This is a genomic window from Arthrobacter zhaoxinii (assembly GCF_025244925.1).
GTDB lineage: Bacteria > Actinomycetota > Actinomycetes > Actinomycetales > Micrococcaceae > Arthrobacter_B > Arthrobacter_B zhaoxinii.
The window spans coordinates 775,433-789,644 of sequence record NZ_CP104275.1 but is presented as its reverse complement, the minus strand read 5'-3'; the positions used below and the strand labels follow the sequence as shown (position 1 = coordinate 789,644).

11 protein-coding genes are annotated in these 14,212 nt (G+C 67.2%); 2 read left to right on the top strand and 9 right to left on the bottom strand.

Annotated features, from left to right (window positions below; genetic code table 11):
• Positions 1–68: 68 nt before the first annotated feature.
• Complete coding sequence (xylA, locus tag N2K95_RS03670; RefSeq protein WP_407080136.1) at positions 69–1,250, bottom strand: xylose isomerase; 1,182 nt, start codon at positions 1,248–1,250, stop codon at positions 69–71.
• A gap of 202 nt (positions 1,251–1,452) precedes the next feature.
• Between xylA and N2K95_RS03665 the strand changes: the two genes are divergently transcribed.
• Entirely contained in the window at positions 1,453–2,640 is a 1,188-nt protein-coding gene (locus N2K95_RS03665) for an ROK family transcriptional regulator (protein ID WP_260652967.1), read from the top strand.
• A 26-nt stretch (positions 2,641–2,666) separates the two neighbouring features.
• Here the strand turns inward: N2K95_RS03665 and N2K95_RS03660 are convergent, their stop codons facing one another.
• A complete protein-coding gene (locus N2K95_RS03660) occupies positions 2,667–3,851 on the bottom strand; it encodes an NAD(P)/FAD-dependent oxidoreductase (RefSeq protein WP_260652966.1) in 1,185 nt (394 codons plus the stop codon).
• An 82-nt stretch (positions 3,852–3,933) separates the two neighbouring features.
• Here N2K95_RS03660 and N2K95_RS03655 point away from each other — a divergent pair, with 82 nt between their 5' ends.
• Positions 3,934–4,977 (top strand): nucleoside hydrolase, encoded by a 1,044-nt coding sequence (locus N2K95_RS03655; RefSeq protein WP_260652965.1) that lies wholly within the window; start codon positions 3,934–3,936, stop codon positions 4,975–4,977.
• Here N2K95_RS03655 and N2K95_RS03650 read toward each other — a convergent pair.
• The 7 genes from N2K95_RS03650 to N2K95_RS03620 form a co-directional block, all read right to left on the bottom strand.
• Positions 4,964–5,806, bottom strand: a complete 843-nt coding sequence (locus N2K95_RS03650; RefSeq protein WP_260653713.1) for a 3-hydroxyacyl-CoA dehydrogenase family protein — start codon at positions 5,804–5,806, stop codon at positions 4,964–4,966. The two genes, N2K95_RS03655 and N2K95_RS03650, sit on opposite strands and share 14 nt — an antisense overlap.
• Positions 5,807–5,810: 4 nt before the next feature.
• Positions 5,811–6,611: an enoyl-CoA hydratase/isomerase family protein gene (locus N2K95_RS03645; protein WP_260652964.1), complete on the bottom strand. Its 801-nt coding sequence runs from the start codon at positions 6,609–6,611 to the stop codon at positions 5,811–5,813.
• Between the two features lie 87 nt (positions 6,612–6,698).
• The gene (locus N2K95_RS03640) at positions 6,699–7,745 is read right to left on the bottom strand and encodes an SGNH/GDSL hydrolase family protein (RefSeq protein ID WP_260652963.1); all 1,047 of its coding nucleotides are present in this window, start codon (positions 7,743–7,745) and stop codon (positions 6,699–6,701) included.
• Positions 7,746–7,848: 103 nt separating this feature from the next.
• On the bottom strand, positions 7,849–9,936 hold the full coding sequence (locus N2K95_RS03635) for a DUF7937 domain-containing protein (protein ID WP_260652962.1): 2,088 nt from the start codon (positions 9,934–9,936) through the stop codon (positions 7,849–7,851).
• 226 nt (positions 9,937–10,162) lie between these two features.
• Positions 10,163–12,463 (bottom strand): hypothetical protein, encoded by a 2,301-nt coding sequence (locus tag N2K95_RS03630; RefSeq protein WP_260652961.1) that lies wholly within the window; start codon positions 12,461–12,463, stop codon positions 10,163–10,165.
• Between the two features lie 163 nt (positions 12,464–12,626).
• Positions 12,627–13,304: a class F sortase gene (locus N2K95_RS03625; RefSeq protein ID WP_260652960.1), complete on the bottom strand. Its 678-nt coding sequence runs from the start codon at positions 13,302–13,304 to the stop codon at positions 12,627–12,629.
• Between the two features lie 29 nt (positions 13,305–13,333).
• A complete protein-coding gene (locus tag N2K95_RS03620; protein WP_260652959.1) occupies positions 13,334–14,107 on the bottom strand; it encodes a hypothetical protein in 774 nt (257 codons plus the stop codon).
• Between the last annotated feature and the right edge of the window lie 105 nt (positions 14,108–14,212).

Here is a 14,212-nt window from a genome sequence, read left to right as displayed (position 1 = left end):
CGGCTCTCCCCCCAAGGAGAGCCGACGGCAGCACGATTCAGTGGTGTGCGGCGCCGTGCGCAGGCAGCTTAGCGGGCACCCATCAGGTGTTCCAGTGCCAGCTGGTTCAGCTTCACAAAGCCAAAGTCGCGTTCCGCGGCAGCGTTGGCGTCGAAGTCCTCGAAGGACGCCGTGTCGGAAAGCAGGTCCGCAACCGACTCACCGGCAGCCAGCGTGGGCTGGCCCAGCTCGGTAACACCGGAGTACTGCAGGGCTTCCTGCACCTCCGGATCGGCGCGGAACGCCAGGGCGCGTTCCTTGAGCATCAGGTACATACCCATGTTGGCCTTGGCCGATTCCCAGACACCCTCGTAGCCCTCGGTGCGGGAGGCCTTGTAGTCGAAGTGCCTCGGACCTTCGTAACGCGGACCACCGTTGGGGAAGCCGTTTTCCAGCAGGTCCACGGTGAAGAAGGCACTCGTGAGGTCGCCGTGTCCGAACACCAGGTCCTGGTCGAACTTGATCGACTTCTGGCCGTTGAGGTCAATGTGGAACAGCTTGCCGGACCACAGGGCCTGGGCGATGCCGTGGGTGAAGTTCAGCCCGGCCATCTGCTCGTGACCGGTCTCCGGGTTCAGGCCGACAATGTCGCCGTTGTCCAGCTGGCTGATGAAAGCCAGCGCGTGGCCGATGGTCGGCAGGAAGATGTCGCCGCGCGGCTCGTTCGGCTTGGGCTCAATCGCCAAGCGCAGGTTGTAACCCTTTTCCTTGACGTAGCCGGCAACAGTGTCCACGCCTTCCTTCATCCGATCGAATGCTGCGGCGAAGTCCTTGGATCCGTCGTACTCGCTGCCTTCACGGCCGCCCCACATCACGAAGGTTTCGGCGCCGAGTTCCGCGGCCAGATCGATGTTCGTCAGGACCTTGCGCAGTGCGAAGCGTCGCACGGAGCGGTCATTGGAGGTGAAGCCTCCGTCCTTGAACACCGGGTGGCTGAACAGGTTGGTGGTGACCATGGGAACCTTCAGGCCGGTTTCCGCCAACGCGTCGGTGAAGTTCTTCAGGATCAGTTCCCGCTCCTGCGCCGTGGCGTCGAAGGGAATCAGGTCATTGTCGTGGAAGGTCACCCCGTAGGCACCTAGTTCCGCGAGCTTGTGCATGCCCTTGATGGGGTCCAGGTCCGCGCGGGTGGGAGTGCCGAACGGATCGGTTCCGGTCCAGCCGATGGTCCAGAGGCCGAAGGTAAAACGGTCGGAAGGCGATGGCGTCATTGTCACGTTAGCTCCAGATGAAGTATTAGTTGGAACCAACAACATATTGTGACACTGCTCGCATGTCAATGCCTGCCGGGCTTTCGACCGGGACAATCCGGACGGTCGCGGGCTTCCCGCAGGATTTTGTTGCCATGTCCAACTAAAGGCGTCCGCCGGCGGGTAGGCTGGAAGGGACAGCGACAGGGAGGGGAAACGCAGAGTGGAACGCAGCATTATCAGCGCGTCCGCACCGGCAGGTCGCGGCACGGACAACCTGCGCTCCGCCAACCTTTCGCGCATCCTGACCCTGCTGCACCGGAGCGGCCCGCTTTCCCGCGCGGACCTGACCCGCCTCACGGGCTTTAACCGCTCCACCGTCGGCGCACTGGCAACAGATCTGGCCGCCATGGGGCTGGCCTATGAGACGGATCCGCCCGCCGGACGCGTCGGGCGGCCGAGTCCGCTGGTCCATCCCAATGAGCGGGTGGCTGCCGTGGTGGTCCACCCCGACGTCGACGCCGTGACCGTGGGCCTCGTGGGCCTGGGCGGCCGGGTGCACCGCCGGGTCCGCCATGACACCGTCTCGCCGCCGAGCGTGGATGAAACAGTCAGCATCACCCGCGCCGTGCTCGCCGGGATGGCTCCGGATCTGGCCGCCATGGACCGGATTGCCGGCGTGGGCGTGGCCGTGCCCGGACTCACCCGAACCTCCGACGGACAGGTGCTGCTGGCCCCGCATCTGGGTTGGCGGAACGAACCGCTGGCCGCTCCCCTGGCCCAGGCACTGGCGTTGCCGGTCTTCGCCGGCAACGACGCCACGCTGGGGTCGGTGGCCGAAACCCTGTTCGGTGCCGCCGTCGACACGGAAAACACCGTGTACCTCAACGGCAGCGCGAGCGGGATCGGCGGCGGGATCATCGTTGCCGGCACACCGCTGCGCGGAGCGGACGGTTACGCGGGCGAACTCGGGCACACGCAGGTCAACAGCGCCGGCGCTTCGTGCCACTGCGGCCGTCGCGGCTGCCTGGAAACCGAAGTGAACCTGGCCCGGCTGCTGGACGCGCTGAATCTGGACCGCGCCGATCAGGACACCCTGGACGCCGCAATGGCCGAACCCCGGAATGATTCCGTCAACGCGGAGGTGGACCGGCAGCTGGATCAGCTGGCAGTGGCACTGACGAACTTCGTCAACATCTTCAACCCGGACGCGATTGTCCTGGGCGGTTTCCTCGGCACCCTGTTTGCTGCCAATCCGGAACGCCTGACCGGAGCTGTTGCCGCCGAGGCGGTGGCCGGCCTGGGCGAGCGGGTGCAGCTGCGCCGGGCGGCGCTGCGTTCCGAGCTGCTGCTGGTGGGCGCCGCGGAACTGGCCTTCGCTCCGGTGCTGGCCGCGCCGCATCCGGCTTAGCAGTCCCAGGCTTAGGAATCCCCCGCTTAGGAGTCCCAGCCGAAGCCGAAACGCTCGGCCCGGAACGGTGCCAGCAGCGGATGCCGGCGGCCGGTGAGGATCTCGTCGGCGACGAGCTCCCCCGCGATCAGGCCCAGTGTGGCCCCGGAATGGGTAAACACTGCCCAGCAGCCGGGCAGCGCGGCCAGCTCACCGAGCACGGGCTCGCCGTCCCCGGGCACCGGCTTCAGCCCGGGATGCCAGCTCTGCGGCACCACCTCGGGATGCCCGGCCAGCACCCGGGTCGCTTCCGCCGCCAGCTCGGCCGGCAACTTCGGATCCACGCTCCAGCTGCCGTCGGCGCGGCGTTCCACCCGGTCCAGATACCAGGTGGAGTCCATGGCGAGCCGTCCGCCGGGATGCGGACGGAGCGAGATCCGCGGAGTGTTCAGCACAGCCCGCAGCCCGTGCTCCACAGGTTCGCTGATCACCAGCATCGCCGGGTCCGAGGCGTCGGGCAGCTGCACTCCGGCCTCGGCCAGCACCGCCGAGGTGCCGGCCCCGCAGGCGACGACGACGGCGCCGGCCGCGTATTCTTCCCCGCCGGCGGTGCGCAGCCCGCGCACCCTGATGCCGTCGTCGGTGCCTTCAGCGCCGGGAACAGCGCCGGGAACAGCATCGGGAACAGTGCCGCGGGTGAGCGTGCACCGACCCGCGTGTTCGATCAGGATGCCGCCGCGCAGCGTGAACTCCTCGGCCAGGTGCCGGACCAGGTGCGGCAGCGACACCCAGCCCTCCCCCGGATTGACCAGCACCCGGTGCGGCAGCACACCTGGCTCCACTCCGGCTACGGCGCCGGGGACCTCCTCGCGTTCCAGCATCCGGGCGTCGTAGCCCTGCCGGGTCTGGCTGTTGTGCCGCTCGACCACGGTGAACGGATCATCGTCCCAGTACAGGCCGCCGTCGAAGGCCAGCCAGTCGAGGCCGGGGTTCCGTGCCAGCAGGGTCCGGTAGCGGTCGATGCCGGCCATCCGCAGCAGGTAGTAGTCCTCCCCGTAGCCGCCGCCGGCGTTCAGCCAGGACAGCGAGCGCCCGGAGGCACCGCTGCCTACCTCCGCCTCCGTCACCAGCAGCACATCCGCACCGCCGCGCAGCAGCTGCACCGCGGTTGAGAGTCCCAGCACTCCGCCGCCGAGGACAGCAACGGTGTCCGGCGGAAGCGTATTCGGCATGCTTTTCCCCTTTGCGAAGAACCGCGGTGTTTAATTCTCTAACCACCTTCAATTCCCAGCAGCTTAAGCGAAAGACGGCGCCGTGCATTCCTCTTCCTCCCCGAAACAGCCGCGCCGCATCCCGGTGATTGCCGACGTCGACACCGGAGTGGACGATGCCCTGGCCCTGACCTTCCTGGCCCGCAGCCCGCGCATCGACCTGCGGGCCGTGACCTGCGTGGCGGGGAACACCGACGTCGACCAGGTCCTGCGCAACACCCTGGACGTGCTGGACCTTGCCGGGCGGCCGGACGTGCCGGTGGCCCGCGGGGCGGAGCGGCCGCTGATCAACGAGCCCCGCAATGCGCACGCCTTCCACGGTGCCAACGGGATCGGCGGGCTGCAGCTGCCGGCCAGCAGCACGCTGGCCTCGCCGCTGGCCGCCGTCGAACTGCTGCACCGCACCATCGAAGAGTCTCCGGAGCCGGTGACCCTGCTGGGGATCGGCCCGCTGACCAACCTGGCGGTGTTCCTGCGCGCCTACCCGCTCACCGCCCGGAAGCTGGAGCGGATTGTGTTTATGGGCGGGTCCGCCGGGATCGGCAATGCCACCTCGCATGCGGAGTTCAATGCCTGGCACGATCCCGAGGCGCTGGCGGTGGTGCTGGGCAGCGGTGTGCCGGTGACCATGTACGGGCTGGACGTCTTTATGCTGGCAACCCTCACCGCGCCGCAGTTCCTGAAACTGGAAGCTTCGTCGGATCCCGGGGCACGGCTCGTGGGCGAACTGCTGGCCTCGGGCGCGCGGACCAGGGCCGCCGGCGGGGTCATCGGCGCGGAACCGCTTCCCCGGGTGAGCGCGAATGACGGCACCCTCGATCCCATGACGATCGGCGACGCCGGAGCCGCCTGCCTGATCGCGGCGCCGGAGACCGTGGTGCTGGAGGAGTATCCGGTGCGGGTGGAGCTGACCGGGCACAGCCGCGGGCAGACCCTGGTGGACCGGAGGAGGATCGCCGGCGAAGACGCGGTGCACGGGCTGCTCGCTCCGGCACCGGTCATTTCGGTGGCCATGGCTCTGGACCACCCCGCCATGGTCCGGACCTTCCTGGAGACGGTGGCGCCGGAGCGGGCTATTCGTAGCTGAAGAACCCCTGGCCGGTCTTCCGCCCGAGTTCGCCCCGTGCCACCTTGTCCTTCAGGATCTGCGGCGGCGCGAAGCGCTCCCCCAGCGTGGAATGCAGATACTCGGCAATCCCCAGCCGCACGTCCAGTCCCACCAGGTCCGTGGTGCGCAGCGGTCCGGTGGGGTGGCGGTAGCCCAGCGTCATGGCTGCATCGATGTCCTCGGCGGACGCCACGCCTTCCTCCACCATCCGCATGGCCTCCAGCGCAATGGCAACGCCGAGGCGTGAGGACGCAAAGCCGGGCGCATCGCGGACGACGACGGCGGTCTTACCCAGGGCTTCGATCCACCCCTGTGCGCTGGCGGCCAGGTTCTCGGACGTCTTGGCGCCGAGGACCAGTTCCACCAGCCGGGAGGCGGGCACCGGGTTGAAGAAGTGCAGCCCGCAGAAATTCTCCGGCCGCAGCAGGTCCGCAGCCAGCCGGTCCACGGACAGGGAGGAGGTGTTGGTGGCCAGCCAGGCGCCGTCGTCGAGCTGTTCCTCGACCGCGCGCAGGGCCGCGGACTTCAGCGCGAAGTCCTCCGGCACTGCCTCCACCACCAGACCGCAGCCGGCAAACGCTGCGTAGTCCACTGCATAGGATGCCCGGGCGGTGACCTGCTCCGGAGCCTGATCGGTGTCTCCCCGTTCCACGCTCTTGGCGGCGGAGCCGCTGACCCGGGTGCGGGCGGCGTCGGCCGCTTGCCCGTCGCGTTCGACGACCACCACCTCGGCGCCGGCCAGGAGGAAGGCGTGGGCGATGCCGGCTCCCATCCGGCCGCCGCCCAGCACCCCCACCCGGGCTGGCATGTTGTCAGCGCTGTTCACGGGGGTTCTCCTTGCGGTCGAGGAAGGCCTGCATGCGGTCGAATTTCGCCTCGGATTCAAACAGGATGCCCTGGGCGAGGTTGTCGATCAGCGGATGCGCCTCACGCGGGGCGGCGAAGGCCGCCTTGGTCAGTCGCAGGGCCAGCGGATCCTGTGCGGTGATGCGGTCCGCGAGCGCATGGGCGGCGGGCAGCAGGCCGGCCGGGTGGTGGAGTTCAGTGATCAGCCGGACGGCCAGGGCCTCCTCCCCGGACAGAATCCGCCCGGCCAGCAGCATGTCTTTGGCCAGCGGCTCCCCCACCAGTTCCTTCAGCCGCCAGGTGGCGCCGGCGGCTGCCATGATTCCGAGCCCCGCTTCGGGCTGGCCGATCTTCAGCCGGGGGGTGCCGATCCGGAAGTCCGCGGCGTAGGCCAGTTCCGCGCCGCCGCCCAGCGCGAATCCGTCCAGTGCGGCAATCACGGGCAGCGGCAGGGCGCCCATCCGGGTGAAGAGGCCGGAGTTGATGCCGGCCAGGGCGTCATCACGGCGGCGTTCGCGCAGCTCGGTGATGTCCGCTCCGGAGGCGAAGATTCCTTTTCCGCCGACTTCGGTGCCGGAGAGGATCAGCACCCGCGGGCGGCGCTCCAGTTCGGCGCAGACCGTATGCAGTTCCACCACCATGGCGGCGTCAATGGCGTTGCGGACTTTGGGACGGTGCAGCTGGACGTGGATGCGGTCCGCGCTCTCCGTGACCCGGAGCGTGGTGAATCCTTCGAACGCCGAGGTCTGCTGCGGGGGTTCCGTCACGATGCGTTTGTCCTTTCGTTCCTGCCGGCGTCCTTGCCGACGCTCCTAGTATTACGCAGGCGCAGGGCTTTGCCGTGATGTGGCTCACTATGGCGCCGGGTGTACGGCGGCCCAGCGGACCAGCTCCCGTGTCATGGCGCGGTAGCCCTCATACGTGGGATGCAGCAGCTCCTGGTTGGCGGTGGGGGAATCGGCCGCCTGCAGCAGCCCGGACACATCCGCCGCATGCACAAAAGGCTCCTGGCTGCAGGCACCGTGGCCGGCAAGCGCGTTTTCGACGGCGTCCACGTAGTACACATTCGGAGCGGACGAGCTGTCCACGGCGGACCGGATGACGGCATTCAGGTTGGTGATGAGGTTCCTCCCGAAGCGCTGTTCCTCGGTGGTAAGCCGGCCGCAGTCGCTGTCGGGCTCGTCAAATAGCTGGGGGTAGGGAAGCACCAGTACGGGGGCGGGGACTGCGGCCGCCACCTGGTCATATCCGTCGACAAGGTCCGGGAGGAGCGAAGCCAGCTCCGCTTCCGCGTGCGCGCTCAGTCCGGGATTGTCGCTGCAGGGTGTGGCTTCCAGCAGGCAGGCCTGCAGGATTCCGGCGAAGTCGAGGTTGTTGCCGCCCACGGAAAGCACCACCAGCGTGGGGTCGAAGCCCTGCAGCTGCTCCAGCTGGGCAGGAACGGTGTCCGCGCCGGTTTCATTCGTTTTTTCCAGGCGTTGTTGAGCTGCCAGATGCCCGGTGGTGGCCCGTGAGCACGCCAGGTTTGCGATGTTTTCCGGGGCAAACAACTCGGCCCCCGCCGGGTAGAGGCTGCGGTGGCAGGAATCCCCGCGGCCGGGCACCGCCGGCTGGTAGTCGCCGGCTCCCTCCCCCGCGGCGAAGGAGTCTCCGAGAATGGCCAGGCGTCCGGCGTCGCCCGTTATTTGCGCCAGCCAGCCGGAGGGCAGGGGCGGTTCCGGCTGCGGTGGGGACGGGGCTGCCGGTGTCGACGCCGGGCCGGAGGCCGTGCCTGGGGCTGCCGGTGGCGACGCCGTTGCCGTACCGTTCGGCAGCGGTCCGGCTGCAGTCGGTGTCGAGCACCCGGCGAGCAGTACCGCCGCGCCGGCGATCCCTGCCGCGCGTCGTATGGACTTCTTCATAAGCGCCCCTCGGAGCTGGTGGATATTAAACGCCGGCGGCCGGCGTCGCTGACAGGAGTGAGGTTTCCCGTGCCAGCGACGCCGGCCGCCGCTTAGTACTTGATTACCGTCGACCCAGTGCTTCGTTCACTGCCGGGTCCCCGAGCTGGCTCAGCCAGGCCAGCAATGCCGGGTAGGTGGACGGGTTGCCTGCAACGGCCACCCGTGCGCGCGGGTGAGTCGCCAGTTCCTGGAGCCGGGTGAGGGGCGTGGCCGGATCGGCCGCTTCGGCCAGCAGTGCGGCATCGGGGTCAGCGGCCGGCGTAGGCCGAACGGTGTCCTCTTCGTCCTGCGCCGGGGCCGGCTCGGCTGCGGCGTCCTGAACCGGAGCCTGTTCCTGGGCGGGAGCTGATCCCTGAACCGGAGCCTGTTCCTGGGCGTGCGTCGGCTGAACCGCCGGCTCCTCAACGGGAGCTGTCGGTTCATGCACCTCTACTGCCGGAACTGCTGATTCCTGTGCAGCGGTGGCGGGAGCCGGCTGCTGTTGGACCGGCTGGCCCTGCTGCGGGATCTGGTGCTGCTGACCTGCATAGAAGGCCTGCGGCGTCGGAATGCCCGGCTGCTGAGCCTGTGCCGGTGCCCCTTCAAAGGCAAACCCGTTGACGGTGTTGCCGGAGGCCGGCAGCGATTTGAAGTGTGCGCGCGAAGCCTTCTCCAGCCACAGCACCGCCAGAGCCGCAAACGGCATCACCCAGGCGAGCACCATAATCAGCTGCCGGACGCTTCCGGTGGGCAGCAGTACATATTCCATCGAAGAAGCCTGGTCAAAGTCCTGCACTTCGAAAAGGATCATCAGGATCAGAGACAGGACAAACACGGCACCGGCATACACGCTGCCCATCACAAAGGCGGAACGCTCGTCGCGGCCAGCGAGCTTGACGACCACCACGGTGGCGGCGGCCAGCAGGAGCGCGAGAACCAGCCCGACTGACCAGGTGGCCACGCCGTCCAGGTCCTCCACCACGGTCTGGCCCAGGCCAACCAGCATTAATACCGCCAGAGCGGACGCCAGGATCAGCGTCAGGACCAGTACCGGCCGGAGGGCAGTGAGGCGGTCCCCCGGGGCTACGGCAGTGCGGTGGGTGGTGCGGGCGACGGACGGAGCGGAAACCGCAGCGCCGAAGGCCATCCACAACAGGATGGAGAACCATGCCGATCCCGGGAAGTAGCCCAACCCAACCGAGTCCACACCTAGGAGTACCAGCACGGAAAGGAAGGCAGCGCCAACACCGAGCGCCACACCGGTGAAGCGCCATGCGTCGGACCCGAGGAAGACCTTTAGGGCAACAAGTGCAAGGACCGCAACCGAAAGGAGGGCGGCAAGGGACTGCGCGACCATGTACGCCCAGAAGCTGTCGGAGGCCGCGCTGGCGTAGTCCGCCGCACTGAGGGCAAAGGTGATGACCTGCACCATGGTGGTGACAGCCGCCAAACCTACAATGCCCAGCATCACGAACAGCCAGCGCCGGTGGCGGGCCGCATCAACATCGCCGGGAGCGATCTCTCCGCGTCGTGGCTGTGCCGCGAGGAGGGCACCGGCGAGACCGAAGGCGACGGCTCCGTCCAGGTAACGGACGCCGTCGAACCCGAACTCCGAGAGCATGCTCAGGGCAAAGTAGACCAGCACCAGAAGGACGTACGGAAGATTGGCGAGGAGCCGGATGTCCTGGATCCTGCGGTAGCCGATCGTGGGGCCGAATACGCCGGCACGCCACAGGTAGCTGACGCCCACGGAGAGGATGCTGAGGAGGGTAATCAGCAGTACATCAACGCGGGTACCGGCTTTGCTGCCGTCGTCCTCGTAACTGCTCCCGCTGGACCAGGTCATGAACAGTGAGGCGAAGAGGGCCAGGACAGCTAGGCCGTCCCGGACGTAATCGCTGACCGGAACTCCGGCAAAGGCGGACGGCCGCTTGGCTCCGACCTGCGTAGGCGCCTGAACCTGGCCGTAACCGGAGGTGCTGTTCCCCGGATACTGCTGCTCTTGACGCTGCTGCTGGATCGGCTGGCCTGGCTGCCCAAAAGGCGGCTGGCCGTGCTGGCCGTAAGGCGGCTGGCCGGGCGCACCGTAGCCCTGGACCGGCTGGCCGGACGGCCCGACGGCGGCGAGCTGCGGCTCTACTGTGGGCCCGGCGTCCGGTGTCCCGGCCACCGGTATCTGGGGTTCGACAGCAGGCGCGGAGGTAACAGGCGCGGAGGCAAGGGGTGCGGCGCCGACGGCGTAACCGCACTCCGCACAGAACCGACCCCCCGGTTCTTGTTGTTTGCCGCATTCGGGACAGAATTTCATAACGCCTTCCTTGGATGTTCAAAAATCATTTGAGGCCGGTTCTCCGGCAGACCCGGCGCGGGCTGAACCGCCCGCGCCGGGGCGCCTGCTACTTCGTCTTGAGCGCGACCGTATAACTCACAAGCTCGGATTCGCTCTCGGGACTTGTGGACAGTATTTGGACCTTCAGCTCGTGGTCCTTGCCGTCGTTCGGGTAGGCAATGGCAAGCTCGGTCGTGTCCGTCCCGCCCTTCGGGATTTCAAGCTTCTGTTCCTTACCGTCAAACGTGATGCCCAGCACCATGGAAGCGCTCGATGAGCCGATGGCACTGATCTCCAAATCGGCTGCAACGTCAATGCCCGGGATGGTGTGGCTCTTCACGGAATCTTCCGGGGACACGGTGGTAAGCACACCGAAGTCGCTGGTGATGTACGAGCCGGACGGCAGGGATTCCGCCGAGTCAGAATAATCCGAGTCATCCGATGAGGAATCCGACGAGGAATCCGAAGAGTCGAAGTCGTACGGCTTATCCTCAACGAGGGTCAGCTCGGAGGAGTACTCGAAGTCCTTGCCCTTTTCGGCGAACTCCTCCTGCCATTCCGAACCGGCGAAGACCACGAGCTTGTAATCCCCGGCGGGAATTTCATCGCCGTACCCCAGGTCGCCGACGAAGTCCTTGCCGTCAGCGGAGTACACCGACATGGAGCCGAACTCATATTCGTCTTCCGAACTCAGCGCAATATCCTCATCCACCGTGAGGTCCAGGACCGCGAAGCCGGCCGAGTTGAACTCCACCTCGGTGGTTTCCTCCATGCTGATATCTCCGGTGGCGTCCTCTGCATTCGCCAGCTGCAGCATGGCCAGGGCCTGCTCACGGGTCAAGGAATCGGTCCAGTTAATGATCCAGTCGGTGACGGTGTGCCCCAGGCTCACCCGCCACTCGCCGTCCTCCTTGATGGTGGTCAGGCTCATGATCTTCGCGCCGCCCAGCATCTGCATGGAAGGCTCAATGGAGTAACCGGAATCGCCGAAGCAGATGCTGTCGGATTCCCGCTCGCCCTCGATGCAGTCGCCGGTCAGGGTGAGCTTGTCGCCGTATTCGCTTTCGACAGTGATGTTCTCGACGACGGCGACGGCACGGTCGCCGTCCTTCTCGCCTTCCGTGAAGCGCACGTCGGCGATGTTCAGCTCTTCCCCGCCCGCCCCGGCCAGGGCGTCGTCGAACAGATCCTGGTAGAGGAACAGCAGGCTGCCTTCGTGGATGGACAGCGTCCCGGCCAGCGGATTCACGCTTCCTTCGGACATCACATCCGGTACTGCTTCCACTGCGGCCTGCGCTGCTGCAGCCGGGCTGTCGCTTCCGCCCGCTGATTCGGGAATGCTGCCATGGTCATAGCCTTCGCTCTCGCTGACCATTTCGGTGATGCTGTACATCGGGCTCACGTACCACCGGCCGCCGCGTTCGGTGGCCACCAGGGTCAGCGGAGAGCCGTCCGGTCCCAGTTCGTTGAGCTGGACGGTTTCATCGATCTTTCCCTCGTCCTCGTGGCCGGAGGCCTCGAGTGCGGAGCGGATGGCTCCGGTGGTTTCCGCCGGATCCAGCTGGAACCGTGCCTCACCGGAGGTGTACTTGATCAGCGCGGTGGAATCGTCAATCTCGGTAATCTCGGGCTCCACGCCGTCGAACGTGATGCTGATGCCGTCGAAAGTCAGGTCATCGTCGAGTTCCGCTTCTTCGTCGGCGACCTTGTTGATCGCATCCTCCAGCCGGAATTCCTCGGCCTTGTCCATCAGATGTTCCTGGAGGCGCTGGAGCGGTTCGCGTTCTTCCGGCGGGACCATGGTGGCCAGTCCGATGAAGTCCTTGGACTCAATGGCCTCCATCATCTTGTCCGCAGCGCTTTCCGCGGACCCGGCGCCGCCGCGGATCATGTTCTGTACGAAGAGGAACGCCCCCAGGCCCAGGACGACGAGGAGGGCCAGCACGGAGACCAGGATGATCGTCCTGCGGGAGCGCTTCTTGCCGCCCGACGACGGTGCGCCGGATCCGGCGGGTCCCTGCGGACCGGAGGGTCCGCCGTCGTTCGATCCACCGTCAGCAGGACCTGCGGCGACTGGACTGCCCTGGACTGACCCGGAGTGGGCAAGGCTTGGCGCGGGGGCCGCCACAGGCGGATCGAATACCGAGGTCGGCGCCGCAGGAATACCCGTCGTAGTGGGCTGCGCCTGCTGTGCGGGAGGCTGCTCGAACTGCTGCGTCTGGAACTCGTCGGGCTGAGGAGAGCCGGCTTCCGCTGCCGGCGTTGCGGTGGTTTCGCTGCCCGTCTCTGCAGGCTGCGGCGCCTGGCAGTTGGTACAGAATTTCCAGTGCGGCTGTAGTTCAGCGCCGCAGGACGTGCAGTGTTTCACGACTCCCCCAGGTGTCAGCGAGGACCCGGGAAGGAGTAAGTGATGGTCCCCCCCGAGCCAACAGATACGTATCGCACATGACCCTAGCACGCAGCCAGGCCGGGCTACGGGACGGGAGAGGGGGTATCCGACGCTGTCCCTCCTGCGGCCAGGAGGGACAGGTTCAGCGGGCGAGGGTTGCGTACACGACGTAGTTGTCGTCGAAGGTTCCGGTCGCGGGGTCGAAGCCGTCGCAGGTGACGAGGCGGAGTTCCGCGCCGGGTGTGTTTCCGTAAACCTCAAGCGTCGGGAACGTATCCTTGCCGTACTGTTCCCCGCGGTCAACGACGAACGCCGCCGTGGTCCCGTCTTCCCGAGCAATTTCGAGCCGGTCACCGGGCTTCAAGGTACGCAGGCCCGCAAAGACGCCCTCACCGCCGTCAGTGGCGTTGACGTGACCCAGCAGGACCGCAGGGCCGCGTTCCCCGGGAGTGGGCGAGCCCGTGTACCAGCTCGCCGGCGAGCCCGGCTGCTCCGGCGGAACGTCGAGGGAACCGTCCTCCCGCAGCCCCAGGTGCAGGAGCGTGGAGTCGGTGCCGGTGGCCGGGATGGACAAGGACACGGGGGCGGACGGGGCCAGGACCGGTGGCTGATCCGCTGCCGGGGCGGCGGACTGGCTGGGATCGGGGGCCGGGCCCGGCGGAAGCGACGGGGACGGTGTGATCGACGGGGACGCCGTCGTTGTACCCGTGGGTGCTCCGGCCTCCGGGCTGGCTGTGCCGGTGCACCCGGAGAGCAGGAGAAGCGCGGACGCCGCGCAGGACATCAGTCCTGCGCGGCGGCCGTGGCTGGATGCCGTCATGGGAATCGGCGCTTCAGCGAGGTTCGGTCTTAGGCGTTGGCACGACGGCGGAGAACCATCGCGGCGCCGCCCAGAGCCAGGACACCGGCGCCGGCTACGGCAATTCCGGCAGTGTTGCCGTTGCTGGCTGCTGCCTCCACACCGGTGTCAGCTCCGCCTTCGGGCATGGCATCCATCTGTGAGCCGGCCAGGGTGCCGCAGGCGGCCGGAAGGGTCGCAGCGGCAGGCAGCGACGGGTCAAGGTCGGACATCTTCTCAGACGCGGCGGCGGGCATCAGAGTCGGATCCACGCCGTGGACTACCACTACTGCAGATCCGTCCTTCAGCGATGCTGCGGTCTCCGGCGTCAGGTCGAAGGTGCGCTCGTACGTGTAGGCGGATCCGCCCGGGAACCGCTCCACGGCCAGTGCGGAGTCTGCGCTGGTGTCGCCTTCGGTGGTGAGCGAGTTGCCGATGTGGCCGTAGAACGGGTGGCCCTCGGTGGTGTTGACGACGCCGTCGCCGTCCGTGTCGGCGTCGGGCCCGGGGCAGACGCCCTGGGCGGCGATGTGGATGTGCTGGGCGTGCGGGAAGGGACCGTCCATGAACGTCTCTGCCGCACCGGAAACGTTGACCGTTACCTTGGCTTCCATGCCGTGTACCTCCACCATGGCCTGGCCGGAGGTGCCGGAATTATTCATGGTGTTCAATGTGGCCTGGCTCGACCAGGAGTCTTCGCCGTGAGCCATGGCCGGGGCCGTCGAGAGGGCCAGTGCACCCAGGGCCAGGGTGGGAACGGCAAGCAGGCGCATCTTCTTGTTCATGATCGGTTCCTTCGTCGTGTCGGTGTGCACATCGTGGTGTGTGCATCGGTGGTTAGACATGGAAGGTTCGGAGCCGATCCCCTGCCGGATGGGTGCCGGGAAAAA

Coding starts and splice junctions, on each gene's coding strand:
- xylA (WP_407080136.1), bottom strand. CDS start 1,250: ATGACGCCATCGCCTTCCGACCGTTTTACCTTCGGCCTCTGGACCATC.
- N2K95_RS03660 (WP_260652966.1), bottom strand. CDS start 3,851: ATGCCGAATACGCTTCCGCCGGACACCGTTGCTGTCCTCGGCGGCGGA.
- N2K95_RS03650 (WP_260653713.1), bottom strand. CDS start 5,806: ATGCCAGCCCGGGTGGGGGTGCTGGGCGGCGGCCGGATGGGAGCCGGC.
- N2K95_RS03640 (WP_260652963.1), bottom strand. CDS start 7,745: ATGAAGAAGTCCATACGACGCGCGGCAGGGATCGCCGGCGCGGCGGTA.
- N2K95_RS03625 (WP_260652960.1), bottom strand. CDS start 13,304: ATGACGGCATCCAGCCACGGCCGCCGCGCAGGACTGATGTCCTGCGCG.
- N2K95_RS03620 (WP_260652959.1), bottom strand. CDS start 14,107: ATGAACAAGAAGATGCGCCTGCTTGCCGTTCCCACCCTGGCCCTGGGT.